Origin of the sequence: Bradyrhizobium sp. AZCC 1578, assembly GCF_036924675.1 — a bacterium.
Lineage (GTDB): Bacteria > Pseudomonadota > Alphaproteobacteria > Rhizobiales > Xanthobacteraceae > Bradyrhizobium.
In genome coordinates this window covers 3,165,555-3,189,161 of record NZ_JAZHRZ010000001.1, presented here as the reverse complement: position 1 = coordinate 3,189,161, position 23,607 = coordinate 3,165,555, and the positions used below count along the sequence as shown (strand labels likewise).

Annotated in this window: 26 protein-coding genes; 18 read left to right on the top strand and 8 right to left on the bottom strand. The window is 62.8% G+C overall.

The features are described from left to right. Positions 1–11: 11 nt before the first annotated feature. Entirely contained in the window at positions 12–806 is a 795-nt protein-coding gene (gene cysD, locus V1290_RS15245; protein WP_028349295.1) for a sulfate adenylyltransferase subunit CysD, read from the bottom strand. Between the two features lie 253 nt (positions 807–1,059). On the opposite strand from cysD, the gene cysG reads away from it, so the two are divergent. The 12 genes from cysG (at position 1,060) to V1290_RS15185 (ending at position 12,429) form a co-directional block, all read left to right on the top strand. After that, positions 1,060–2,496, top strand: coding sequence for a siroheme synthase CysG (gene cysG, locus V1290_RS15240; RefSeq protein ID WP_334365170.1), 1,437 nt, complete (start codon positions 1,060–1,062; stop codon positions 2,494–2,496). Further along, positions 2,493–2,804: a DUF2849 domain-containing protein gene (locus V1290_RS15235; protein ID WP_334365169.1), complete on the top strand. Its 312-nt coding sequence runs from the start codon at positions 2,493–2,495 to the stop codon at positions 2,802–2,804. The genes cysG and V1290_RS15235 overlap by 4 nt, the downstream gene beginning before the upstream one ends. A gap of 13 nt (positions 2,805–2,817) precedes the next feature. Then, entirely contained in the window at positions 2,818–4,473 is a 1,656-nt protein-coding gene (locus tag V1290_RS15230) for a nitrite/sulfite reductase (RefSeq protein WP_334365168.1), read from the top strand. Next, on the top strand, positions 4,460–4,975 hold the full coding sequence (locus V1290_RS15225) for a DUF934 domain-containing protein (protein WP_334365167.1): 516 nt from the start codon (positions 4,460–4,462) through the stop codon (positions 4,973–4,975). Before V1290_RS15230 ends, V1290_RS15225 begins: the two co-directional genes overlap by 14 nt. A gap of 5 nt (positions 4,976–4,980) precedes the next feature. Further along, on the top strand, positions 4,981–5,703 hold the full coding sequence (locus V1290_RS15220) for a phosphoadenylyl-sulfate reductase (RefSeq protein ID WP_442893781.1): 723 nt from the start codon (positions 4,981–4,983) through the stop codon (positions 5,701–5,703). 137 nt (positions 5,704–5,840) lie between these two features. Continuing rightward, positions 5,841–6,830 (top strand): sulfate ABC transporter substrate-binding protein, encoded by a 990-nt coding sequence (locus V1290_RS15215; protein WP_334365164.1) that lies wholly within the window; start codon positions 5,841–5,843, stop codon positions 6,828–6,830. A 69-nt stretch (positions 6,831–6,899) separates the two neighbouring features. Continuing rightward, positions 6,900–7,706, top strand: a complete 807-nt coding sequence (cysT, locus tag V1290_RS15210; protein ID WP_334369038.1) for a sulfate ABC transporter permease subunit CysT — start codon at positions 6,900–6,902, stop codon at positions 7,704–7,706. A gap of 10 nt (positions 7,707–7,716) precedes the next feature. Further along, positions 7,717–8,694 carry a sulfate ABC transporter permease subunit CysW gene (gene cysW / locus V1290_RS15205; RefSeq protein ID WP_334365163.1) on the top strand — a complete coding sequence of 326 codons (978 nt, stop codon included), beginning with the start codon at positions 7,717–7,719 and terminating at the stop codon, positions 8,692–8,694. Next, positions 8,684–9,733 carry a sulfate/molybdate ABC transporter ATP-binding protein gene (locus V1290_RS15200; protein ID WP_213248446.1) on the top strand — a complete coding sequence of 350 codons (1,050 nt, stop codon included), beginning with the start codon at positions 8,684–8,686 and terminating at the stop codon, positions 9,731–9,733. Before cysW ends, V1290_RS15200 begins: the two co-directional genes overlap by 11 nt. A gap of 91 nt (positions 9,734–9,824) precedes the next feature. Next, positions 9,825–10,322 carry a CAP domain-containing protein gene (locus tag V1290_RS15195; RefSeq protein ID WP_334365162.1) on the top strand — a complete coding sequence of 166 codons (498 nt, stop codon included), beginning with the start codon at positions 9,825–9,827 and terminating at the stop codon, positions 10,320–10,322. A gap of 137 nt (positions 10,323–10,459) precedes the next feature. Then, positions 10,460–11,635: a patatin-like phospholipase family protein gene (locus V1290_RS15190; RefSeq protein ID WP_334365161.1), complete on the top strand. Its 1,176-nt coding sequence runs from the start codon at positions 10,460–10,462 to the stop codon at positions 11,633–11,635. Between the two features lie 5 nt (positions 11,636–11,640). After that, positions 11,641–12,429, top strand: coding sequence for a 3-hydroxybutyrate dehydrogenase (locus V1290_RS15185; protein WP_028349284.1), 789 nt, complete (start codon positions 11,641–11,643; stop codon positions 12,427–12,429). 160 nt (positions 12,430–12,589) lie between these two features. On the opposite strand, the gene V1290_RS15180 is transcribed toward V1290_RS15185, so the two are convergent. From V1290_RS15180 to V1290_RS15175, 3 genes are all read right to left on the bottom strand, one after another. Next, positions 12,590–13,417 carry a sulfite exporter TauE/SafE family protein gene (locus V1290_RS15180; RefSeq protein ID WP_334365160.1) on the bottom strand — a complete coding sequence of 276 codons (828 nt, stop codon included), beginning with the start codon at positions 13,415–13,417 and terminating at the stop codon, positions 12,590–12,592. 200 nt (positions 13,418–13,617) lie between these two features. Further along, entirely contained in the window at positions 13,618–13,908 is a 291-nt protein-coding gene (locus V1290_RS36535) for a type II toxin-antitoxin system RelE/ParE family toxin (RefSeq protein ID WP_442894990.1), read from the bottom strand. Positions 13,909–13,962: 54 nt separating this feature from the next. Continuing rightward, positions 13,963–15,321, bottom strand: a complete 1,359-nt coding sequence (locus V1290_RS15175; RefSeq protein ID WP_334365159.1) for an oligosaccharide flippase family protein — start codon at positions 15,319–15,321, stop codon at positions 13,963–13,965. A gap of 304 nt (positions 15,322–15,625) precedes the next feature. Here V1290_RS15175 and V1290_RS15170 point away from each other — a divergent pair, with 304 nt between their 5' ends. Then, entirely contained in the window at positions 15,626–15,778 is a 153-nt protein-coding gene (locus V1290_RS15170) for a hypothetical protein (protein ID WP_334365158.1), read from the top strand. 4 nt (positions 15,779–15,782) lie between these two features. Next, positions 15,783–16,157 (top strand): hypothetical protein, encoded by a 375-nt coding sequence (locus V1290_RS15165; RefSeq protein ID WP_334365157.1) that lies wholly within the window; start codon positions 15,783–15,785, stop codon positions 16,155–16,157. Positions 16,158–16,292: 135 nt separating this feature from the next. Here V1290_RS15165 and V1290_RS15160 read toward each other — a convergent pair whose 3' ends face one another. Beyond that, complete coding sequence (locus tag V1290_RS15160) at positions 16,293–17,126, bottom strand: protein-disulfide reductase DsbD domain-containing protein (protein ID WP_334365156.1); 834 nt, start codon at positions 17,124–17,126, stop codon at positions 16,293–16,295. Between the two features lie 137 nt (positions 17,127–17,263). Here V1290_RS15160 and V1290_RS15155 point away from each other — a divergent pair, with 137 nt between their 5' ends. After that, complete coding sequence (locus tag V1290_RS15155; protein WP_334365155.1) at positions 17,264–17,914, top strand: YqgE/AlgH family protein; 651 nt, start codon at positions 17,264–17,266, stop codon at positions 17,912–17,914. Between the two features lie 138 nt (positions 17,915–18,052). Here the strand turns inward: V1290_RS15155 and V1290_RS15150 are convergent, their stop codons facing one another. Beyond that, positions 18,053–18,940, bottom strand: coding sequence for a TauD/TfdA dioxygenase family protein (locus V1290_RS15150; RefSeq protein ID WP_334365154.1), 888 nt, complete (start codon positions 18,938–18,940; stop codon positions 18,053–18,055). 100 nt (positions 18,941–19,040) lie between these two features. Then, positions 19,041–19,820 carry an SDR family NAD(P)-dependent oxidoreductase gene (locus tag V1290_RS15145; protein ID WP_334365153.1) on the bottom strand — a complete coding sequence of 260 codons (780 nt, stop codon included), beginning with the start codon at positions 19,818–19,820 and terminating at the stop codon, positions 19,041–19,043. 96 nt (positions 19,821–19,916) lie between these two features. Between V1290_RS15145 and V1290_RS15140 the strand changes: the two genes are divergently transcribed. From V1290_RS15140 to V1290_RS15130, 3 genes are all read left to right on the top strand, one after another. After that, on the top strand, positions 19,917–20,429 hold the full coding sequence (locus V1290_RS15140) for a GNAT family N-acetyltransferase (protein WP_334365152.1): 513 nt from the start codon (positions 19,917–19,919) through the stop codon (positions 20,427–20,429). Positions 20,430–20,456: 27 nt separating this feature from the next. Continuing rightward, a complete protein-coding gene (locus V1290_RS15135) occupies positions 20,457–21,191 on the top strand; it encodes an SDR family NAD(P)-dependent oxidoreductase (RefSeq protein ID WP_334365151.1) in 735 nt (244 codons plus the stop codon). Positions 21,192–21,284: 93 nt separating this feature from the next. Further along, positions 21,285–21,659 (top strand): CsbD family protein, encoded by a 375-nt coding sequence (locus V1290_RS15130; protein WP_334365150.1) that lies wholly within the window; start codon positions 21,285–21,287, stop codon positions 21,657–21,659. 139 nt (positions 21,660–21,798) lie between these two features. Here the strand turns inward: V1290_RS15130 and V1290_RS15125 are convergent, their stop codons facing one another. Beyond that, positions 21,799–23,514 carry an SGNH/GDSL hydrolase family protein gene (locus tag V1290_RS15125; protein ID WP_334365149.1) on the bottom strand — a complete coding sequence of 572 codons (1,716 nt, stop codon included), beginning with the start codon at positions 23,512–23,514 and terminating at the stop codon, positions 21,799–21,801. Positions 23,515–23,607: the final 93 nt, after the last annotated feature.

Here is a 23,607-nt window from a genome sequence, read left to right as displayed (position 1 = left end):
GCAAATGTCCGTTAGAGATAGCCGGCGACACGCAGCCGCTCGAAAGCATCTTCGGTTTCATGATCCAGCGCGCGGCCGGCGCGCTCCGGCACCTTGGTGCCGTCGAGCTCGGCGAGGATCTCGTCGATGCTGGAGGCGGTCGACGCTACCGGATTGGTGATGTCCTGATCGCCCAGCGAGCGATAGCGCTTGCCGTCCTTCGAGAGATAGAGCGGAATGATCGGAATGTTTTCGCGCTTGGTGTAGGCCCAGATGTCGGCCTCGGTCCAATGCAGGATCGGATGGACGCGTAAATGTGCGCCTTGCGGCACTGATGCGTTGAACTGGTCCCAGAACTCCGGGGGCTGGTCGCGCACGTCCCAGCCGCCTTCGAGTCCGCGCGGCGAGAACACGCGCTCCTTGGCGCGCGTGGCCTCCTCATCGCGGCGGATGCCGGCAATCAATCCGTCGAAACCATATTTGGTCAGTGCCCACTTCAGCCCTTCGGTCTTGCGGGCAGCCGAACGTGCGGCCGGCGGCAGCGTTGGATCGACGGCATCGATCGACGGGCAGGGTTCGACCTTCAGATCGAGGTCCCACTCTTTTCCGAAGCGATCGCGGAAGGCGTACATCTCGGCAAATTTCTTGCCGGTATCGACGTGAAGCGCCGGAAACGGCACGCGGCCGAAGAACGCCTTGCGCGCCAGCCAGATCATCACGTTGGAATCTTTCCCGAGCGACCACAGCAGCGCGAGTTTTTTCAACCGCGCGAACGCCTCGCGCAGAATGTAGATGCTCTGTGCCTCGAGCTCGTCGAGATGATCCATCGAGGGCGGCGGCAGTCGTCGATCGGTGAAAATTTGTTCGACGGTGGCGCCGCTTTTGCGGTCGGCGCCACGCAACCGGTCATTGGCGGAGTCGGAGTTGAGAAGATGCATCTCTGGGCCTTGGCCTTGGTGGGCGAAAATTCTATAGTCGCGATGCAACAGAGAAGAAAAAATTTTCTCTTTGCGGGCGCTGAACGACACATATATAGAAAATAATTCCAGTCAACCCCGAAGTGGGGGAAGCGAGTTTCGCATGCGATTTCTGCCCGTGTTTCTCGATCTGCAAAGCGGCGTGGTGCTGCTCGTTGGAGCCGGCGAACTCGTGCGCGCGAAGCTGCGCCTCTTGGCATCGGCCGGTGCAAACATTCGCTGGTATGCGACCGACGGCAGCCATGACGTTTCGGGACTCGATGCGGCCGCTGCCGCACGGATCGAACGCGCAGCCGGCGATCCGCTCACGGCCGATCTCTCAGGCGTCATCGCAGTGCTCTGCGCCGGTGCTGGTGATATCGGCGTTGCGATGTCAGTGCGCGCGAAGGCGGTCGGTCTGCCCGTCAACGTGATGGACGATCTCGCTCATTCCACTTTCATCTTTCCCGCGATCGTCGATCGCGGCGACGTCGTCGTCGCCGTCGGCACCGGCGGCGCGTCGCCGGTGGTTGCGCGTCGCGTGCGCGAGCGCATCGAAGCGGTGCTGCCGGCGCGCATCGGCGATCTCGCCGCCCTCATCGGCAGCTTTCGTAAATCGATGCATGCGCGCATTCCCGAATTTGCGCTGCGCCGCCGCTTCTGGGAGCGCGTGATCGACGGTCCGATCGGTGCGCTGGTTCTGGCCGGGCGCAAGGCCGAGGCGGAAGCCGCGCTGAATGAAATCGCCGATCCCTCCGTCTTCGCTGGCGCGAGCAAGGACGGCAAGGCCGAGGGCAGGGTGACGCTGGTCGGCGCGGGGCCGGGCGATCCGGATCTGCTGACCATCAAGGCGCTGCGTGCGCTGCAGGATGCCGACGTGGTTTTCTACGACGAGCTGGTGTCGCCGGAAATTCTCGATCGCGTGCGCCGCGACGCCTCGCGCATTCCCGTTGGCCGCCGTGTCGGCAAGCCGGGCATCGGCCAGGATGCGATCAACAAACTGCTGATCGAGGCTGCCAAGGCTGGACAGCGCGCGGTGCGGCTGAAGGGCGGCGATCCCTTCATCTTCGGCCGCGGCGGCGAGGAAATCGAAGTGCTGCGCGCCGCTGGCGTCGCCTTTTCGGTGGTGCCAGGCATTACCGCGGGCCTCGGCGCTGCCGCGCAGTTCGAGGCGCCGCTGACCTATCGGCATGAAGCGCTGCGCATCACTTTCCTGACCGCGCACAAGGCAAAGGATGCCGAGAACGTCGACTGGTCGGTGCTGACAGACAAGAAGATGACCATCGTGGTCTATATGGGCATGACCGCCGCGCCGGCGGTCCGCGCGGGCCTGTTGGCTGCCGGCCGGTTGCCGCAAACGCCCGTCGGCGTGTTCGCGCGCGTAACGCGGCCGGATGCGCAGGCCGTGGTCGGGACGCTCGAAAATCTTCCCGCGCTGGTCGAAAAAATCGATGGCGGCCCCGCCGTCCTCATCATCGGCGACGTCGTCGCGCATTCCGCGCCGTGGCGCCAGTCCAACCTCAATCAAGTCATCTCAAAACTATTGGATGCTGCCGAATGACCTCTCCGCTCGAACAAAAGAAAATCAGAATCACCGGGCCGTCGGTAGTGACTGCCAACCGCACCTGGGATGGCGTCGTGGTCTACCGGACCGCACAACAGGGTTGGTCGACCGCTCTGTCCGACGCTGCGATCGTGAGCACATCGGACGATGCGCGTGCGTTGCTCGCCGAAAGCGCTGCTGATGACGTCGGCGCAGTCGGTGCCTATATCGCGCCGGTCGAGCTCAAGGGCGGGGTGGTCAAGCCCGGCAATCTCCGCGAACACATCCGGTCGAAGGGTCTCACCATCGACCTTCTTCCGGCCTAAAGGCTGATCCATCATGTATGCATATGACGAACTCGACCGCACGCTTATCAACGAGCGTGTTTCGGAATTCCGCGATCAGGTGAAGCGCCGCCTCTCGGGCGAACTCACCGAGGACGAATTCAAGATGCTGCGGCTGCAGAACGGCGTGTACCTGCAATTGCACGCCTACATGTTCCGCGTCGCGATCCCCTATGGCACGTTGTCGTCGAAGCAGTTGCGCCGGCTCGCCCATATTGCCCGCCGCTACGACCGCGGTTACGGCCATTTCACCACGCGGCAGAACATCCAGTTCAACTGGATCAAGCTTGCCGAGTTGCCCGATGCGCTGGCCGAGCTTGCCGAGGTCGGTATCCACGCGATGCAGACCTCGGGCAATAACATGCGCAACGTCACCTCGGACCAATGGGCGGGCGTCGCGCCCGGCGAGGTCGAGGATCCCCGCATCTGGTCGGAGATCCTGCGTCAGCACACCACGCTGCACCCGGAATTCTCGTTCCTGCCGCGCAAGTTCAAGATTGCGATCACCGCATCCGAGCACGACCGTGCCGCGATCAAGATCCATGACATCGGCTTGCGCCTGCACAAGAACGCCGACGGCGAGACCGGCTTCGAGGTGCTGGTCGGCGGCGGCCTCGGCCGCACGCCGTTCATCGCCAAGACCATCAAGCCGTTCGTTCACGGCCGCGACATTCTCAGTTACGTCGAGGCGATCCTGCGCGTCTACAACCAGTACGGCCGCCGCGACAACATCTACAAGGCGCGCATCAAGATCCTGGTGCATGAGCTCGGCATCGAGAAGTTCGCACGTGAGGTCGACGAGGAATGGAGGCAGATGGGCCACGGCGCCCTGACCCTCGACCATTCCGTCATCGAGGAGGTGCGTTCGCGCTTCTCCTATCCGGCTTACGAGAAGCTTCCGCACATGCCGGACGAGCTGAAGCAGGCCGCGCATGATCCGCTGTTCGAGCGCTGGCGCAAGAACTCGGTGGCCCCGCACAAGGTGCAGGGTTACTCGATCGTGACGCTGTCGCTGAAGCCGGTGGGCGGCCCGCCCGGCGATGCCACCGCCGACCAGATGGACGCGATCGCCGATCTCGCCGACAAATACTCCTTCGGCGAAATCCGCGTCGGCCACGAGCAGAACCTGGCGTTGCCGCATGTTGCCAAGCGCGACCTGCCGCAATTGTGGAAGGCGCTCGACCGTCTCGGGCTCGCCACGCCGAACGTCAATCTGGTCACCGATATCATCGCCTGCCCAGGGCTCGACTACTGCTCGCTCGCCAACGCGCGCTCGATTCCGATCGCACAGGAATTGACCCGGCGTTTTGCCAACCACGACACCGCCGACATGATCGGCCGGCTGCACATCAACATCTCCGGCTGCATCAACGCGTGCGGCCATCACCACGTCGGCCACATCGGCATCCTCGGCGTCGAGAAGAACGGCGAGGAGTTTTACCAGATCACGATCGGCGGTCGCGCCGACGAGAACGCGCAGATGGGCGCGCTGATCGGCCCGGCTGTCCCTTATGCGGAAGTTGCCGACGTGATCGAAGACATTGTCGAAGCCTATCTCGCGCTCCGCGACCGTCCCGAAGAACTGTTCGTCGATACGGTCAAGCGTCTGGGCGTCGAGCCATTCAAGGAGCGGGTCTATGCCACTCGTTAAGAACGGAAGAATCACCACCGACCTGTTCGTCCATGTTGCCGATGGCGCCGAATTGCCGGGCGACGGAGCGGTGCTCATTTCGTCGGCGCGGTTCCTCGAAGATCCGGAAGCCATTCTCAAGCGCGCCGGCAAAACCGGCGTGATCTGGCCGAACAGCCGTGCCGTCGACGACCTCGTGCCCCATCTCGATCGCCTGGCCGCCGTCGCGCTGGTATTCCCGACCTTCCGCGACGGCCGTGCCTACAGCCAGGCGCGCCTGTTGCGCGAGCGGCATGGCTATGACGGCGAGCTGCGCGCCACCGGCCAGGTGCTGCGCGACCAGTTCGTGTTCATGTCGCGTGCCGGCTTCGACGCGTTCGAGGTGAAGAAGGATGCCGACGCCGATGCCTTCGCCGAGACCGTGAAGCGCTATTCGGTGTTCTACCAGCCGACCGGCGATGGCCGCGTCACGGCGCTCAATCGGCGGATGCAGTTGCGTCATTCGGAGAGTGCCGGCCAGTGAGCACGATTTCACAGCAGGTGGTCGCTGCGGGTCCAGCGATCCTTCATTCGGCGCAGACGCTCGACCATACCTTGCGCGACGCTTCGCCGGCGCATGTCATTGAAACCGCGCTGAAGACCATCGGCCGCGCGCAGCTTGCGCTGGTGTCGTCGTTCGGTACGGAATCGGCGGCGCTGCTAAAGGTGATGGCGGACGTCGATCCCGCGATTCCCGTGATCTTCCTCGATACAGGTTGGCTGTTCGAGGAGACGCTCGCCTATCGCGATACGCTGATTGCTGCGCTTGGTCTCCGCGACGTCCGCTCGATCAAGCCGCTGGCTGAAGCGGTCTCACGCCAGGATCCCGATCGTGAATTGTGGTTTTCCGACCCCGACGCCTGCTGCCGTATCCGTAAAGTAGAGCCGCTGACGCGGGCGCTCAAACCGTTCTCGGCCTGGATCAACGGACGCAAGCGTTTTCAGGGCGGCGCGCGCGCTGAGATTCCCGTTGTCGAGGACGACGGCGATAAGCTGAAATTCAATCCGTTTGCCAACGTGTCGCGCGAAGAGATTGAGGCGATCTACAAGCTCGCCAAATTGCCGCCGCATCCGCTGGTCGCCTCTGGCTACCTGTCGGTCGGGTGCATGCCGTGTTCGAGCCGCACGGCGCCGGACGAGGACGCCCGCGCCGGTCGCTGGCGCGGCAGGCCCAAGACGGAATGCGGCATCCATACGACCAAAACTTCCTAGAGTCCGGACTTCATAGGACAAGGAAGCCGCGGAACCGCAAACATTGAAATGTGGTTTCATTGACTAAGCGGCCTTTCGTCGCGACTTATGCATTCGTGGTTGATGATATGCTTCGTCAAGCCGAATGGAGATCAACGATGATCCGTCGCATTCTGCCGCTTGTTGCCGGATTGCTCTGGGCGAGTTCGGCCTTCGCTGCCGACTACACGTTGCTCAACGTGTCCTACGATCCGACGCGCGAGCTGTACGCCGATTTCAACAAGGCGTTCGCGGCGGCCTATCGGAAAGAGAACGGCAAGAGCGTCGAGATCAAGCAGTCGCATGGCGGCTCGGGCTCGCAGGCGCGCGCGGTAATCGACGGGCTGCAGGCCGATGTTGTCACGCTGGCGCTGGCCTATGACATCGACGCCATCGCTGCGAAAGGGCTGGTGGCGCCGGATTGGCAGAAGCGCCTGTCGCTCAATGCATCGCCGTATACTTCGACGATCGTATTCCTGGTGCGCAAGGGTAACCCAAAAGCGATCAAGGATTGGGACGATCTGATCAAGCCCGGCGTGCAGGTGATTACGCCGAACCCGAAGACTTCGGGTGGCGCGCGATGGAATTACCTGGCGGCATGGGGCTTTGCCGAAAAGAAATTCGGTTCCGCCGACAAGGCGAAGAAGTTCGTCGCCGATCTCTTCAAAAACGTGCCGGTGCTCGATACTGGCGCGCGCGGCTCGACCGTAACTTTCGTCGAGCGCGGCGTCGGCGACGTGTTGCTGGCGTGGGAGAACGAGGCGTTCCTGGCGCAGCGCGAATTCGGCAAGGACAAGTTCGAGATCGTGGCGCCGCCATTGTCGATTCTCGCTGAGCCTCCGGTCTCGGTCGTCGACAGGGTTGCCGATAAAAAAGGCACGCGAGCCGTCGCCGAAGCCTATCTGAAGTATTGGTATACCAAGGAAGGCCAGGAAATCGCCGCGCGCAATTCCTATCGTCCGCGCGATGCGGAAATTGCGAAGGAGCATGAAAAATCCTTCGCCAAGGTCGAACTTTTTACGATCGACGAAGTTTTTGGTGGTTGGACCAAGGCGCAGAAAGATCACTTCGGCGAAGGCGGCATTTTCGACCAGATTTACAAGAACTGATCTGGCCAACGGGCGGCCGTAGCGGAAGCAGGGGGATTTGTGAACACAGCGGTCGCGCGGCAAAGCAGCCTGCCAGGGTTTGGTCTCACCATGGGCCTGACGCTGACGTGGCTCTCCGTTATCATCCTCATTCCCCTCGCCGGCCTGTTCCTCAAGACGCTCGAGCTTTCGCCGGCGCAGTTCTGGGAAATTCTCACCAGTCGCCGCACGCTGAATGCGTTGAAGATTTCGTTCGGTCTCTCCTTTGCCGCAGCCTGCGTCAACCTGGTGATGGGCACCATCATCGTGTGGGCGCTGGTGCGCTACCGCTTTCCGGGCCGGCGAATTTTCGATGCTATCGTCGATATTCCCTTTGCGCTGCCGACCGCGGTTGCGGGTGTGGCGCTGACGCAATTGTTCGCACAGAAGGGATGGCTCGGCGCGCCGCTGGCTGAACTCGGCATCAAGGTGGCGTTCACGCCGATCGGGATCTTTATCGCGATGGTCTTTATCGGCATCCCCTTCGTGGTGCGGACGGTTCAGCCCGTCCTGATCGATCTCGATCCGGAAATCGAGGAAGCGGCCGCAAGCCTCGGCGCCAACCGCTGGCACACCGTGTTCCGGGTGATTTTGCCGAGCCTGATTCCGGCGCTGCTGACCGGCTTTGCGCTGGCATTCGCGCGCGCGGTCGGCGAATACGGGTCGGTGATCTTCATCGCCGGCAATCTGCCCAATGTATCGGAGATCGCGCCACTGCTGATCGTGATCCGGTTATCCGAATTTCGCTACGCCGATGCGACGGCGATTGCCGTCGTCATGCTGCTGGCTTCGTTCGTGATCATCTTTGCCGTCAATCGCCTGCAACGCTGGGCGCAAATCCGCATTCCCGCGCATTGAGAGCCGATCGATGTCGACGCAAACGAGCTTTGTGACTCCGGAGGCGCCGCTAAAGGCCTACGCGTCAACGGCGGGGGCGGCCATTTCCTCGCTGTCGCGCCGCGAAGCTCGCGAGCGTCCGCGGGCGATTGCTTCACCCAATGATTTTCGGACAGAGCCGGGGCCGGTCCGCTTCGTCATCGTCGCGCTTGCCGTAAGCTTCCTCACCATCTTTGTCGTGCTGCCGCTGGTTGTGGTGTTCGCATCGGCCTTGTCGAAAGGCTTCGGTGCCTATTTCGCCGCGCTGGCCGAGCCGGAGGCGCTGTCGGCAATCCGGCTGACCCTGCTGGTGGCGGCGATTTCGGTCGGTCTCAATCTGCTGTTCGGGGTGATCGCGGCTTGGGCGATCGCAAAGTTCGATTTCCCCGGCAAGACCTTCCTGGTCACGCTGATCGACCTGCCGTTCTCGGTCAGTCCGGTCATTTCGGGCCTCGTCTTCGTGCTGCTGTTCGGCGCGCAGGGCTATTGGGGCACCTGGCTGCAGGCCCACAACGTCCATATTCTGTTCGCTGTGCCCGGCATTGCGCTCGCGACCATCTTCGTGACGTTTCCGTTTGTGGCCCGCTCGCTGATCCCGCTGATGCAGGAGCAGGGCACGCAGGAGGAGGAAGCTGCGATCTCGCTGGGAGCGTCAGGCCTGCAGACCTTCTTCCGCGTCACTCTGCCCAATATCAAATGGGGCCTGTTGTATGGCGTACTGCTGTGCAATGCGCGCGCCATGGGCGAGTTCGGCGCGGTGTCGGTGGTGTCGGGCCATATCCGCGGCGAGACCAACACCATGCCGCTACTGGTCGAGATCCTCTATAATGAATATCAATTCGTAGCCTCGTTTGCGATTGCCTCGCTCCTGGCGATGCTGGCCCTGATCACGCTGGTCGTGAAGACCGTTCTCGAGCAGCGTCTGGACGACGAAGGACAGATTCCAAGGGACAATCCAAGTGACCATTGAAGTCAAAAACATCGTCAAGAAATTCGGCGCGTTCGCAGCCCTCGACAATGTCGATTTGAAGGTCGGCAAGGGCGAATTGCTGGCACTGCTTGGGCCATCCGGTTCGGGCAAGACCACGCTGCTGCGGATTATCGCAGGCCTCGACTGGCCCGATGCAGGCGAGGTACGGATCGATGGCGAGGATGCGCTGGGACACGGCGCCAGCGAGCGCCACGTCGGCTTCGTGTTCCAGCACTACGCGCTGTTCCGCCACATGACGGTGTTCGAGAACGTCGCCTTTGGCCTGCGCGTGCAGCCGCGCGCCGTCCGCAAGGACGAGGCCACGATCCGTGCCCGCGTCAAGGAATTGCTCGACCTGGTGCAGCTCGACTGGCTGGCAAACCGCTATCCCAGCCAGTTGTCGGGCGGCCAGCGGCAGCGCATTGCGCTCGCCCGCGCGCTTGCGATCGAGCCGCGCATTCTCCTGCTCGACGAGCCCTTCGGCGCGCTCGACGCGAAGGTGCGCAAAGAGCTGCGGCAATGGCTGCGTTCGCTGCATTCCGAAATCCATGTCACCTCGATCTTCGTCACCCACGACCAGGAAGAGGCGCTGGAAGTCGCCAACCGCGTGGTGGTGATGGACAAGGGGCGCATCGAGCAAATCGGCACGCCCGGCGATGTCTATGACAATCCGGCGACCGCCTTTGTCCACGGCTTCATCGGCGAATCCATCGTGCTGCCGGTCGAGGTCTCAGGTGGCTCGGTGCGGCTCGGCGGCCGGCCGCTTAATATCGCCGCCGATGGTGCGGCCTCCGGCGCCTCAAAGCTGTTCGTCCGTCGCCACGACATGCAGATCGGGCCCGCCGGAACCGGCTCGCTGGAGGGCGCGGTGCGCCATGTCCGCTCGTTCGGCCCGATCCAGCGGGCGGAGATCGCCTTGACGGGCGGGGAGGGCAAGACCGTGATCGAGATCGACGCCCCCCGGGACCGGGAACTCCAGGCCGGCGAAATCATCAGCCTGCAACCCCGCCGCTACCGGATCTTTGCCGCGCAGGAATGACGTCGAAACGACGGCCCGTTCACCATTCAGCCACGGTTGGTATGCAACAAGCGTCCGTCCAGGCTTAGGGGCTCTTCGGGGGATTCTTTCAGTGAAACGGGCGACCACCGCCATTATCGGCCTATTGCTGCTTGCCGGCTGCTCGGCAGACGTCAAAATTCCGGAACAACCGGCCATGTATCTCGACATGGCCCAACCCGGCGCCACGCTCGACCCTGTGGCGGCAGCGATCCTGATCTCGCAATATCGCCAGAACAACGGCCTCGGCGCCGTCGTGGTCGATCCCGATCTGATCAAGCTGGCGGAGCAGCAGTCCCAGGCGATGGCGGCCCGCAACAAGATGGACCACAATGTGAAGGGCCCGCTGGAGAAGCGGCTGGGGGCCTCAGGCTATCCGGCGAAGCTTGCCGTCGAGAATATCTCGGCCGGCTATCACACGATGGCGGAAGCCTTTTCCGGCTGGCGCGACTCGCCGCCGCACAAGGCCAATATGCTCAAGAACGGTGTCACAAAATTGGGCATCGCGGCAGTTTACTCTCCAAATACCAAATACAAAGTGTTCTGGACGCTGATCCTTGCATCAACCTGAGGCAACGCCGGATTCGGGCTTCGACGTCTCACAAGCCGATAAACTCGGCGTGATCCCGGCTTCGATCTTGCCTGATTGACGCCGTCGCGAACTGCCGCCACGGTGCCCCGGTCATTGTCCACTAGCCGACGGTCACGATGGATTATTCCGATACTGCGCCGGCAACCACGCCCGCCAAAGCGCAGCGTGTGTTGGTCCTGCAAGGCGGCGGCGCGCTCGGCTCCTATCAGGCAGGTGCCTTTCAGGCGCTGTGCCGCTCGGGGTTTGAACCTGAATGGATCGCGGGCATTTCGATCGGCTCCGTCAATGCCGCGATCATTGCCGGCAACGAAGGCGAAAAGCGCGTCGATCGGCTGAAGGAATTTTGGGAGCTGGTGTCATCTCCGGTGCCATGGAAGCCTGTCGCATCAGGTGACCGCGCGCGCTCGCTGTTCAACGAAACCAGCGCCGCGCTGATTGCGACCTTCGGCGTACCGGGCTTCTTCACGCCGCGCATTCCGCCTGCCCCTTTGTGGCCGCCGGGCAGCCGGCAATCGCAAAGCTATTATGACACTGCGCCGCTGAAGAAAACGCTGGAGCGGCTGGTCGACTTCGACCGCATCAACGATCTGAAGACGCGGCTCAGCGTCGGCGCGGTCGGGGTAACCTCGGGCAACCTGAAATATTTCGACAATTTCGATTTCAGGAAGCGCGGCAAGAAGATCGGCCCGGAGCACATCATGGCCTCCGGCGCGCTGCCGCCCGGCTTTCCTTCCATCGAGATCGAAGGCGAGCACTACTGGGACGGCGGCATCGCCTCCAACACGCCGCTTGATTACGTGCTGGGCGAGGAGACCAATCGCGATCTCCTGATCTTTCAGGTCGATTTGTTCAGCGCGCGCGGCGAATTGCCGACGTCGCTGCTGGAGGCCGCGGAGCGGGAAAAGGACATCCGCTATTCCAGCCGCACCCGGATGGCTACCGACAAGAACAAGCAGGTGCACAACGCGCGGAAGGCGCTGCGCGAGCTGCTCGAAAAGCTGCCCGATGATCTCAAGAACGATCCGTCGGTGGCAGTTCTCTGCAACGCGGCCAAGGAAAACACCGTCACCGTCGTGCATCTGATTTACAAGAGCAAGAACTACGAAACGTCATCCAAGGATTACGACTTTTCGCATGTCGCCATGGTCGAACACTGGAACGCAGGCGTCCGCGACGTTCATCTGTCGATGCGTCACAAGGATGTGTTGGAGCGTCCGCAATCCGGCCAGACCATGATGGCCTACGATATGACGGCGGATGTTTCGAAGACCGCCGCAGGCAAGCAGGAGTGAATGGAATGGGTACGTTAAAAGGCAAGACCGCTGTCGTGACCGGCTCGACAAGCGGCATCGGATTGGCTTACGCGCGCGCTTTTGCCGCCGCCGGCGCCAATGTCGTCCTCAACGGCATGGGCGTGCCGGCCGATATCGAGCGCGAGCGGTCCGGCATCGAGACCGACTTCAAGGTCCGCGCCGTGCACTCGCCCGCCGACATGACCAAGCCCGCCGAGATTGCCGAAATGGTCGCGCTTGGCGAGAAGACGTTTGGTTCGGTCGATATCCTCGTCAACAATGCCGGCATCCAGTTCGTGTCGCCGATCGAGGAGTTTCCGCCCGAGAAGTGGGAAGCCATTATCGCCATCAACCTGTCGTCGGCGTTCTACGGCATCCGTGCCGCAGTCCCCGGCATGAAGAAGCGCGGCTGGGGCCGTATCATCAACACGGCTTCCGCGCATTCGCTGGTGGCGTCGCCGTTCAAGGCGGCCTACGTCTCGGCCAAGCACGGCATTGCCGGCCTCACCAAGACGGTGGCGCTGGAGCTTGCGACGTTCAAGATCACCTGCAACTGCATCAGCCCCGGTTACGTCTGGACGCCACTGGTGGAGAAGCAGATTCCCGACACCATGAAAGCGCGCAACCTGACCAAGGAGCAGGTCATCAACGACGTGTTGCTGGAGGCGCAGCCGACCAAGGAGTTCGTGACCTCCGAACAGGTCGCCGCACTGGCGCTGTTCCTGTGCAGCGACGATGCCGCCCAGATCACCGGCGCCAATCTGTCGATCGACGGCGGATGGACCGCTGCATAGCAATTGCGAACGAGGAATTTCGAACGGCCCGGGAAGCGCGCCCAGAGCCGGTTCTGATTCAATCAGAACCGGCTCTGGGTTTTTGTTTTGACGCGTTTTCTTGACGCGAACCGGTGTCCACCCGGATCAAGTCCGGGGCAGGCTTTCGCTGGAAAACGCGCTAATGGGCGACGCTCCCGGTCACGGCTGCGATACTCTGGGAAAAATGCAGCTCGTTGAAGCCGAGCTTGCTGGCCACCAGAATTAGGACTGAGGCCAGCACCACCCTCAGCACCGTCTCCGGCACGCGAACCGCGCAGTAGCTGCCGATCACGATGCCGGGCAGCGATCCGATCAACAGCACACTCATCAGCGCCCAATCGACCGAACCCAGCGCCCAGTGTCCGATGCCGGCTACCAATGTCAGCGGCACCGCATGCGCGATGTCGGAGCCGACAATGCTCGCCATCGGCAGGCGCGGATAGAGCAGCAAGAGCGCGGTGACGCCGACTGCGCCGGCACCTACGGATGAAATCGAGACCAGCACACCAAGCCCCACGCCGACCATCACGGTGGCGCGGCCGGTCGCCGCGGCATCGAACCCTTCCATGCGGCGGCGATAGTGATCCATGATCGCCCTGCGGAAGATCAACGATGTCGCCGTGAGGAGGAGCGCGAAGCACAGCACCAGATTGACCAGGCTGCGCGCGGCCTCCCCCTTGAGCTCGAGTTGCCACAGCACGAGCAAGGTAACGACGCTTGCCGGGATGCTGCCGCTGGCAAGGCGCATCACTGCCGGCCAGTGGATACTGCGTGCAAAGCCATGCACCAGGCTGCCGCCCGTTTTGGTGGCCGCGGCATATAGAAGGTCGGTGCCGACAGCGGTCGACGGGTGGATGCCGAATAGCAGAATCAGCAACGGCGTCATCAGCGAGCCGCCGCCGACACCGGTCATTCCGACCAGCAGGCCGACGCCGAATCCCGACGCAACGTAAAGGGGATCAATCATTTCCGGGTGCAAGTTCCATTTGGCATGTGCGAGTATATATCAACGCAGGGGATAAACGTCCTATCGATGGCGGCGCATCGGGTGAAATAAGAATATTTCATGCGCACATCGGAATCCGGTGGTTATTTTCCCCAATTTGGCGGTGCAGAGCGAAACCGGTGTCCTGCCTCGCCGATGCTGTTGGGCCGCCTGGCTGAGCCCTACTGGTCAACCTCGTTAACGGGCCGTCGCGACGTATGTCGGATGTGCAGGATATCGATCGGGTCCTTGCGCACACGATAGAAAATCCGGAACGGATAACGCAGGACGGTTACGACACGGAGATCTCTGCGAGACTCTCGGAGCAGAATCAGGGGCGCGGCAAATGCGGTCGATGACATCTTCAGCTGTCGTCCGACGGAATCAGCTATCGCGGAGCTTGCGTTGGCCGCGTAATAGGCCGAAATTCCATCGAGATCAGCGAGCGCTCGTCTTGAATAGACGAGCTTCATGCTTTGCGAAATTTTGCAAAGGCCGTCTTCCAACCGCTCCAGTGGCCTCCAGGATCAGCGCTTCCCGAACGCCAGCACATGTAGTCCGAGCCGCCGGCGCACGATCCAGAACAGCAGCGCCGTCTCGAACGTCAGCGAGATCGAGGTCGCCGCTGCCGCGCCATGGCCGCCGAAGTGGGGCACCAGGACGACGCACAGCACAGCGTTCATGACAAAGGCGAGTGCATAGGCCAGCGCGCAGATGTGCTGATGGCCGAGCATATTCAGGAGCCGCTCGACCGGGCCGATGGCGGAACGCACCACAAGGCCAATCGCTGCAATGTACATGATGTCATAGCCGACGACGAATTGCGGTCCGAACAGCCACAATAGCGGCTTGCCCAGCGCCAGCAGCAGAATGGTCGCGCCGAGCGACGGCCAGAACGTCCACTGGATCGCATGCGCCACATAGGCCGACAGCCGCGGCTTGTCGCCCTGCGCGTGATACTCGGCAAAGCGATGCGCAGTCGAAGCCCCCATCGCGTAGTGAATGAAGGAGACCAGCGCCAGCGTCTTCATCACGGCAAAATAAATGCCGACCTCTTCCGAGGAGCGGAATTGCTGTAGCACCAGTACGTCGGTGTATGACAACAGCAGATAAAAGCTCTCCACCATCAGGATCGGTAGCGAGACCGCGAGCCAGCCGCGGAAGTCGTAGGCCCGGGGGCCGGGTTCGATGTGGCCGCCGAGCTTGCGGTTGAGCACGATCATCTGGCCGATCATCGCGATCCATACCGCCGCGGCGCTGGCCCACATCGCGGCGGTGGCGCCAAGATTGAAGCCGAGCACGAAGGCGCCGGCGGTCAGGCCAATGATCAGCGACTGGCGTGCGATGAACTGCGGCACCAGGCCAAGCCGCATCCAGTCGTGCGAGCGGGCGATACCGTCCTGGGTGTTGGCGACGACGAATGCCGGCAGTGTCAGGCAACCGATGTAGAGGGGAACGATCGCGTTGCCGTCGATCCACGGCGACAATCCCTTCACCGCGCCCGCCAGCAGCAGCGAGACGGTGGAGGAGACTGCGAACGTCATCCATCGGCTGCCGGAGAGAAAGCCGCGCAGCAGCGCATGTTCGCCGCGTGTACGATATTCCGGAATGAGCTTCTGCGCGGATGCCGAGATGCCGAAATCCATCATGCTGCCGAGCAGCAGCACCCAGGTCCAGACATAGACGTAGACGCCGTAGTCCGAGCCACCCATCCAGCGCGCCAGCAGGATCTGCGAGAAATAGGCAAGCGCTGCGCTGAAGACGCGGATCACGAAGATCGTGCCGGCCAGCCGCCTTGTAACGGAGGCTTCACTGGAGCCGCCAAGCAGCGCACGGAGGCGCGCGATCACGCCACCAGGCGGAGCGGTTGCGGATTGCGAATCCATTACGGCCACAACAGTACATCCCCGAAACGTGCCGCGAGGCGGCGGCGACGATCGGATGTATCAACCATTCGTTAAGATTCGGTTGGGTGTGCTGCCGCCTGAAGCTGCGAAACGACGAAGTCAGGAACAAAACAGCTAAGCCGTCGTTTGATGCCGCGGAGCCATCGCCCGCCGTTCACAACGGCGCATGTCGCGGATAGCCAAAGGTCTTCGGACCCGCCGTTATTCATTACAGGCGCTCGCGCGGATAGCCAAAGGCGATGGCTGCCATCGCACCCGAACGCCCGCATGTCCGGGCCGCGAGATGGATGACCCGAACGATCTGGTCTTGGCCATGTTGGGATTGGTGATCGCTGCCATCATGCTGGTGGCTGGCGCGCTCTACGTCATCAACGCGCCCGATCCCATACCGACCGACAGGCCCCCGCCAGCCGTGCAGGTATCCCCGGTTTCGTAGCTTCATGTCGGTTGGCCCCGGGGTTGGCGGAACTTTTCTGGCTTTTTATAACTTGAGCTTCGGCCGCATGGTGCGGCCGGGGAGGAAAGATATGAAACTACTGCTTGTCACCGCCGTAACGATCACCACCGCGCTGGCTGTCAGCCCGGCTTCTGCCCAGAAGGCTTCTGCCCAGAAGGCTGCTGCCCAGAAGACGGGTTGCACAAGCGAAAACATGGCCAAGCTCGTCGCGTCCGGTAACGCTATGCCTGATAGCCCCGGCAAATTTGCGATGATGAAAGAGATGGGCGCGGCGAATGCCGCCATGTCAAAGGGCGACATGCGTAGCGCTTGCAAGAGCTATATGCGCGCTCAGCAGATGAGCGGCCAGAAGAGCTAGGAGGACACACGTTGCTGAAGAGGAGAGCTGCCAAGCGCCGGCTCTCCTTAGACTGGAAAGCGTCGCTGCACCGGGTGGAAACACCTTGCGGCATCGTGGCGCGGCTGAGCACGTCCGCAGGGTCGGCAGGTCGCGTCAATTCAAACTGACGTTGAACTCGTAGGCCCGGTCGCCGCCGACCAGCGTCAGTTTGAGTGCGGCGCCTTCCGGACTGGCGCCGGGCGGCAGGCCGTCGAGTTCGAAGGCAAAGCGTTTGACGCCGGGCGGGCCTTGCTCCACGAGCTTGGGAACCGGCAACGCCCAGTCGGGCGTCGGCCCCTCGGCGAACAGGTTGACCTCCCTGGCCTCGGGCGCGGTCACGTCGACCAGCACGTTCTTTCCCTCGCGCTTGACGTCGCGGATGGTCAGCGGATTGGGGTCCCCGACATTGGCCGGCTTTGGCACCGCATTGAGCGCATCGGACAGGGTGCCGTCCTCGGTGCTTGCCACGCTGGCAAAAGCGAGTTCGGCATGGGCTTCGACGGGAATGCAGAGCTTTTCGCAAACCGCGTAGCTGATGTGGGTGCGCAGCGTCACCGGCTTGTCGGCATTCTTGGCGACGATCCGCAACGGCAGCACGACCTGTTGCTTGTATCCCAGCGCAGTGCCGCCTGCGCCGTCGTCGAATTTCATCGGTGCCGGCCACAGCACCGTCACAGCTTCGACATTGTCGGATTTGGAGAAGTCGAAGCGGGGTGGCACGCCGGAATCCCCGGGCGTCCGCCAATAGGTCTTCCATCCCGGCTGCAACTGGATGGCTACGCCGCCGAGCAACACCGCGCCGCTGCGTGATCCCGCCAGCAACCGCACCGCGGAATGGGCGTCGTGTTGCCACGGCGAGGCATCCTGGGCGCGAACCTCCGCCGCCGCACACGCGACACTCAAGGCGGCGACGCCGAGTGCGGCGCGCAGGGGAACTAGGACGCTCATGGCACGTCTTTACAGGCAAGTTTCGAGGCAAACCATTGAATTGCGTGTGATCGGCAGCCGAATGATGCCGGAAGCTTGATTGACAGAAACCGCACCCGATATCAGGATATGAACCTGCAAGAGAAAGGCCTTTGCGGATGAGCCCTGAAGGCAAGACATCGAAGCCTGTCCGCCGCAAAACCGCTGGCTTTGGCGATAATTCGGCCGGCGAGGGCTATCTGGACGGCCGGCTGCTGATCGCCATGCCGGTCATGGGCGATCCGCGCTTCGAGCGCTCCGTCATCTACATGTGCGCGCACTCGTCGGAAGGGGCGATGGGCATCATCGTCAACCGTCCGGCCGGCAGCATCGATTTTCCAGGGCTGCTGGTGCAGCTCGATATCATCGAGAAGGCCGACCAGATCACACTGCCGGAAAACGCCGAGACCATGCAGGTGCTGAAGGGCGGTCCGGTCGATACCGGCCGCGGTTTTGTCCTGCATTCGAGCGATTTCTTCATCAAGGACGCGACGCTGAACATCGACGAAGGCATCTGCCTGACCGCGACGGTGGACATCCTCAAGGCGATCGCCAAGGGCACCGGGCCGAAGCACGCGATCCTGGCGCTCGGCTACGCCGGCTGGGCGCCCGGGCAACTCGAGGACGAGATCCAGCACAATGGCTGGCTGCATTGCGACGCCGACCCGGATCTGATCTTCGGCGACGACGTCGACGACAAATATCTACGCGCGTTGCGCAAGATCGGCATCGACCCCGGCATGCTGTCGAACGAGGCCGGGCACGCTTAGTTGTCGTACCTGCGAACGCAGGGACCCATACGCCGCGGCCCATCCGTGAGCCGATGGGGCAGTTGCCGTTCAAAACAACCGAAGCCGGTGATTATGGGTCCCTGCGTTCGCAGGGACGACACCGATTTTTGTGGCTACTTACTCCGCGGCCTGCTGCGTCACCGTCGGCTCGGTACCGGCAACCGTGGCGCGGCGCATGTCGCGGGGCTGCGACTGATCGTAGCGCCGCACCCGGTGCATGGTCTGGCGGTTGTCCCACATCACGAGGTCATGCACGGTCCATTTGTGGACGTAGACGAATTCCTTCTGCGTGGCGTGCTCGGTCAGGTCGCGCAGCAATAACCGCGCCTCGGGCATGCTCATGCCCAGAATCGCGCCCGCGTGCGATGACAGATACAGCGATTTGCGACGATGCACCGGATGCGTCCGCACCAACCGCTGCAGCACCGGCTTGAACATCTCTTTTTCTTCGTCGGTATAATCCAGGAAGCCGAGCGAGCCGCGCGAATACATCAGCGAATGTTCGCAGATCAGGTCCTCGATCCCGGCCTTGGTGTCGTCGTCGAGCGCGTCATAGGCCGCGCGCATGTCGGCGAATTCGGTGTTGCCGCCCTTCGGATTCACCACCCGCGCCGACAAGAGCGAGAACTTCGCCGGGATCGGACGAAACGAGCTGTCGGAATGCCACAGGCAATTGCCGAGGTTGAACAGATGCGCGCGGCTGTCGCGCGGCAACGGCTTGCCGTCCTTGCCGAGATTGGAGACGTCGTTGAGGCCGGTCGAGAGGCGCGAATCCTGAGGCTTGACGATATTGCCGCCGCGAGCGTCTTCGCGCTTGCCGAAATTCAGCGCAAATGCGAGTTGCTGTTCGTCCGTGATGTCCTGGTTGCGGAACAGCAGCACGGCGTACTTGTCCATGCCGGCTTCGACGTCGGCTGCTTCCTGCGGCGTCAGGGGTTGTCGCAGATCAAGCCCGGATACTTCGCCGACAAAATGCGGATGCAATTGCCGGATTGCGATCACCATGGCGTCTCTCCCGAAAGCGCGGCGGGCGGTTTTGCCCGCTCTGTTTGTAAGAAAAATTACTCGCCGAAATGTCCAAGTCAACGCCGCGGACGCATGCCCGCTACGCATTCCGCGCCATCAAGCCACCATCGACCGGGATCACCGCGCCGGTCAGGAACGAAGCCGCCGGCAGGCAGAGGCTCAGCGTCATGTGCGCCACTTCCTCCGGCTCGCCGTAGCGGCCGAGTGCGGTGCGGCGCTTGGCATAGATCGTCTTGTGCTCTTCGGAAATCCGCTCGGTGATCGCGGTGCGGATCGGGCCCGGGCAGATGCAGTTCACGGTGATGCCTTCGCGGCCGAGCTCGACGGCGAGCGAGCGCGTCAAGCCGGTGACGCCGGCTTTCGCTGCCGAGTAGGGGCTGTGTAGCGCGGTCGCGCCGAGCGCCTCGGTGGAGGCGATATTGACGATCCGCGGGCAGTTCGATCGGCGCAAATGCGGCAACGCGGCGCGGATGATACGTGGATGCGCGCTCAGCATCACGGCCAGCGCCTTGTCCCAGGCTGCTTCATAACCTTCCTCGTCGATCGCCACGTGCACGGAGATGCCGGCATTGTTGATGACGATGTCGAGTCCACCGAAATGTGCGGCAACCTCATTGACCACCTTGATGATGTCGTCGGGCTTCGCGACGTCGAGCGTCCACGCTTTCGCCGCGCCGCCATTTGCTGCGATTTCGCTGGCAACCACCTGGGTAAGCTCGGCGTTTAAATCGGTAACCGCGACGTTGGCGCCCTCGGCCGCGAACACGAGCGCGGTCGCGCGGCCCATGCCGCTGGCAGCACCGGTGACGAGAACGGTCAAACCTTTGACCGAACGACTGAGCTCCTTGAAATCTGACATGGCGGATCCGGACAAAGATGCGAGGTGCGCGTTGCAGGATTGACAAGGCTGGCACCGATCCGCAGACAGGTCAAACGAGGCGAGCGAGGTGCAAACGTGACGAATATTCGCGGCCTGCAGATCCGCCGCCTGGAGCCTTCGGACGCTGCGCTATTCAGGGATATCCGGCTGGAAGGCCTGCAGCGAAATCCGGAAGCCTTCGGCAGCACGTTTGAGAAGGAAAGCGCGTTACCGCTGTCGTGGTTCGAAGCCGTCCTTGGCCGTACCGCCATCTTCGGCGCTTTCATTGAGGAGACGCTCGGAGGCGTCGCGGCCTATGCTGCGCAGGAAGGTACGAAGCAAGCGCATCGGGCGACCCTCTGGGGCATGTATGTTCGAGACACTGCAAGAAACTTGGGGCTCGGCAAGAAGCTCGTTGCGGCGGTACTCGACCATGCACGCGGACGCGTGGAGATGGTTCAACTGACTGTGGCGAGTGAGAATGAAGGCGCGCGCCGCCTTTACAGCGCCGCGGGTTTCGTCGAATACGGCTATGAAAAGAGGGGCCTCAAGTATGACGGGCGATATTACGACCAGGTCCTGATGGTCGAATTCCTCGACGAAGGTTGAACTAGAGCACAAAGGAGGATCGCAGGGATGAGCGAACTGGATTTCAGCGGCAGGCAGGTGCTGGTGGTCGGCGGCTCCAGCGGGATCGGCAATGGCATCGCGCAGGCTTTTAGTGCCAAGGGCGCGCGTGTCGCCGTTTGCGGTACCCGCGAAAGCGCCGCCGACTATTCGCCCGGCGAAGGCTCGCATCTTGACGGGCTGGAGTATTTTCAACTCGACGTCAGCAACGCGCAGGCCATTGAATCCTTCCAGCCATCCTTCACGAAACTGGACGTGCTGGTGCTGGCGCAGGGCGCGGTGATCTACCGCCGCGGCGAATTCGAGATGGATGGCTTTCGCAAGGTGGTTGAAGTCAACCTGATGAGCCTGATGGCCTGTGCGACAAGATTCCATGCAATGCTGAGTGCCAGCAAAGGCTCGCTCATCATCGTCAGTTCGACCGCCGCCTATCACTCGACCATGGGCAATCCGGCCTATAACGCCTCGAAGACCGGCGCGGTCGGGTTGACGCGCACGCTCGGCGAGGCGTGGGCCGGGGATGGCATCCGCGTCAACGGCATCGCGCCCGGCCTGGTCGACACCAAGATGACCAAGGCCACCACCGCCAATCCGAAACGCCTCGAAGGCGCGCTCGAGCGGATCCCGTTGAAACGGCTCGGCACGCCGGCCGACATGGCCGGTGCCGCGCTGTTCCTGGCCTCGCCGCTTGCGTCCTACATCATCGGCCAGACCATCGTGGTCGACGGTGGTCTGATCCTGTAAGCCCGGCATCTTGATTAGAAGTGCGTTTCGATCGCGGTAGGAACCCGAACGGGGTCTCTCCGGTTACGTCCTCGGAAAACAGGAGTGACCGCGATGGACAAGGATCGGATTGCAGGCTCGGCCGAGGATTTTGCGGGTAAGGTCGAAAGCACCGTCGGCGACATGGCTGGCGATGCGAAGACGCAAGCCGAGGGCCGCGTGCGCGAAGCGGCGGGCACCGTGCAAAATCTCTACGGCCAGGCCAAGGACGCCGCTCGCGACGCCACTGACACCGCCGTCAGCTATGCCAAGGACGCCATTGAGCACAGCGGCGAAACCATTCGTAGCGGCCAGCAGACGGTAGCGAAAACTGTGCAGGAAAATCCGCTCGGTGCGCTGTTGGTCGCAGCCGGAATTGGCTTTGCGCTGGCGCTGTTGATGACCCGCCCGCCGCGCCGCCCGCCGCCGCGCTGGCGCTATTACGGCTAACTTCGTCCTGAGAGGAGCGGCCTCTTGGCCGCGTCTCGAAGGATGGCGGCATCGCGGCTTCATGGTTCGCGCGGCGATGTGAAGCATCGTCCGCCGACGCGCGAAGACGCGCTCCTCACCATGGTGAGGACCATCTAAATCATCGCGTGAAATTGCCCGGCGGAACCTCTGCCGAGCGCCCGACATTGCCCGGCGGCCGCGGCGCGCCCGGAAGAGCAGCGGGTCCACGCGGCGGTGCAGCCGCGGGTGGTGCAGGCGGCCGCGGCGCCGCACCGAAGCCGCCGAAGAAGTCACGTAGCGATGGCCCGTTGTTTTGCGCCGGGCGGATCTGCATCGGCGGCGGCAGTGGTCTCTTCTGTTGCTGCAGCGTTTGCTGCGGCGGCGGCAGTAAAAGCTGCTTCTGTGGCGGGGCGGCTGCCGCGGTTCCGCTCGGTGAGGTGGCCGCCATCGGCGTATCGCCCTTCGCCGGCTCGCGGCCGATCTCGCGACGAGGCCATGCGTAGTCGTCGGCGCGGCCGGCCGGCGCGGCCAACGCTTCACCCTTCACCAGCGTGCGCGCGGCGAGCGCGTCGACTGCTGCCGGACGCGAGCCGGGACCGCCGAGCAGTTGATCGGTGCCGACGGAAGAGGCCACCAGCGGCATGACCGGTCCGGCAAGCGGACGCGGCGCCGGCTGGCCGGGCGCGACATTGGCCTCCGGCGTTGCCGGTTCGATCGGCACCGCGATCGGCCCGGAGCGGGCAGCCAGCAGGCGCGTCACCTCGCGCTCGACATAATGCGCGAGCTTGCGGGCGCCGGGCTTGGTGAAGAAGACGCCATCGGCTGTGCGGAGCTGGCGGATCTGGCCTTCGAAGTCGGGACCCTTCTGCAGGAACCGGCCGGCTTCATCGACAAAGCCATCCCAGATATCGACATAGGTGATGCCAGCCTTGCCGGCGCCGTCGCGATACAGCGCATCGAGGAACAGCATGTCGGCCGTTCCCTTTTGCCCGCGGATCGCCGGCAGGCCAACCCACAACACCGGGACGCCCTTGGATTTCAGCACGCCGATCAGTTCTTCGATCTTCTTGGTGTAGAGCTCGACCCAGTGCTCGTCGCGGAATTCGTAAAGTCCGCCGCCAGATCGCGCGGGTGCGGCGTTTTGTGGCGTGTCGTTATCGGCTGCATCGTCAGGCGACAATTCGGCATCGGCCGGCTTATCGTCGCGCTTTGCCGTGTCAGCCAAGCCTTCCGGCTTCTTTGCCTCCGCCGGCTTGGTATCTGTCTTGGTATCTGTCTTGCCGCGCGCGTCCTTCTTGTCTTCCTTCTTGTCGGTCTTCTTCTCGGTGACCGCCTCGCGGATGGCCTGGCGGTCGTGGAGGCCGAGCATGACGACGATGGCATCGGGCTTTTCGGTGGCGAGGATGCCCTTGGCGGCCGCGGTCCAATCGGCGGGCTCGCCGCGCGGCTGATACTTGATCAGGCCGGAGACGGTCTTGTGCTTTCGGATCACGCCCATGTCGGGCTGCTCGGAATAGGCGTCTTCCAGGCCATAGGCGAGCCAGTCGGCCATGGCGTCGCCGAGCACCAGAACGTTACGTTCCGGCACCGTGTCTCGCTTGGCAGGCGCGGGCGCGCGTGAGAAATCCTGGCGCGGCGCCTGCGGGGCCTGCTGCTGGAATGGCGAAAAGATATCGCCGCCGAACCAGCCGCGCTGCGGCGCTTGCCGCTGCGGCGGCCCGCCAAAGCCGCCGAAATTGAAAAACTGCGCCGACGCGGGTCCCACGATCCCGATCAGAAGCGCGATCGCAACCGCCAGCGCCACCAGTGGCCCGGTCTCGGTAAACACGCGCAAGAAGGACGTTGGCTTTCGCATCCGGCTCGGTCGCAAATGGATCGTGAAGCGTCAAATATAGCAGCGGAATCGGGCCGCAAGCGGGCAGATTTCACATCCCATAAACCGAGGTTC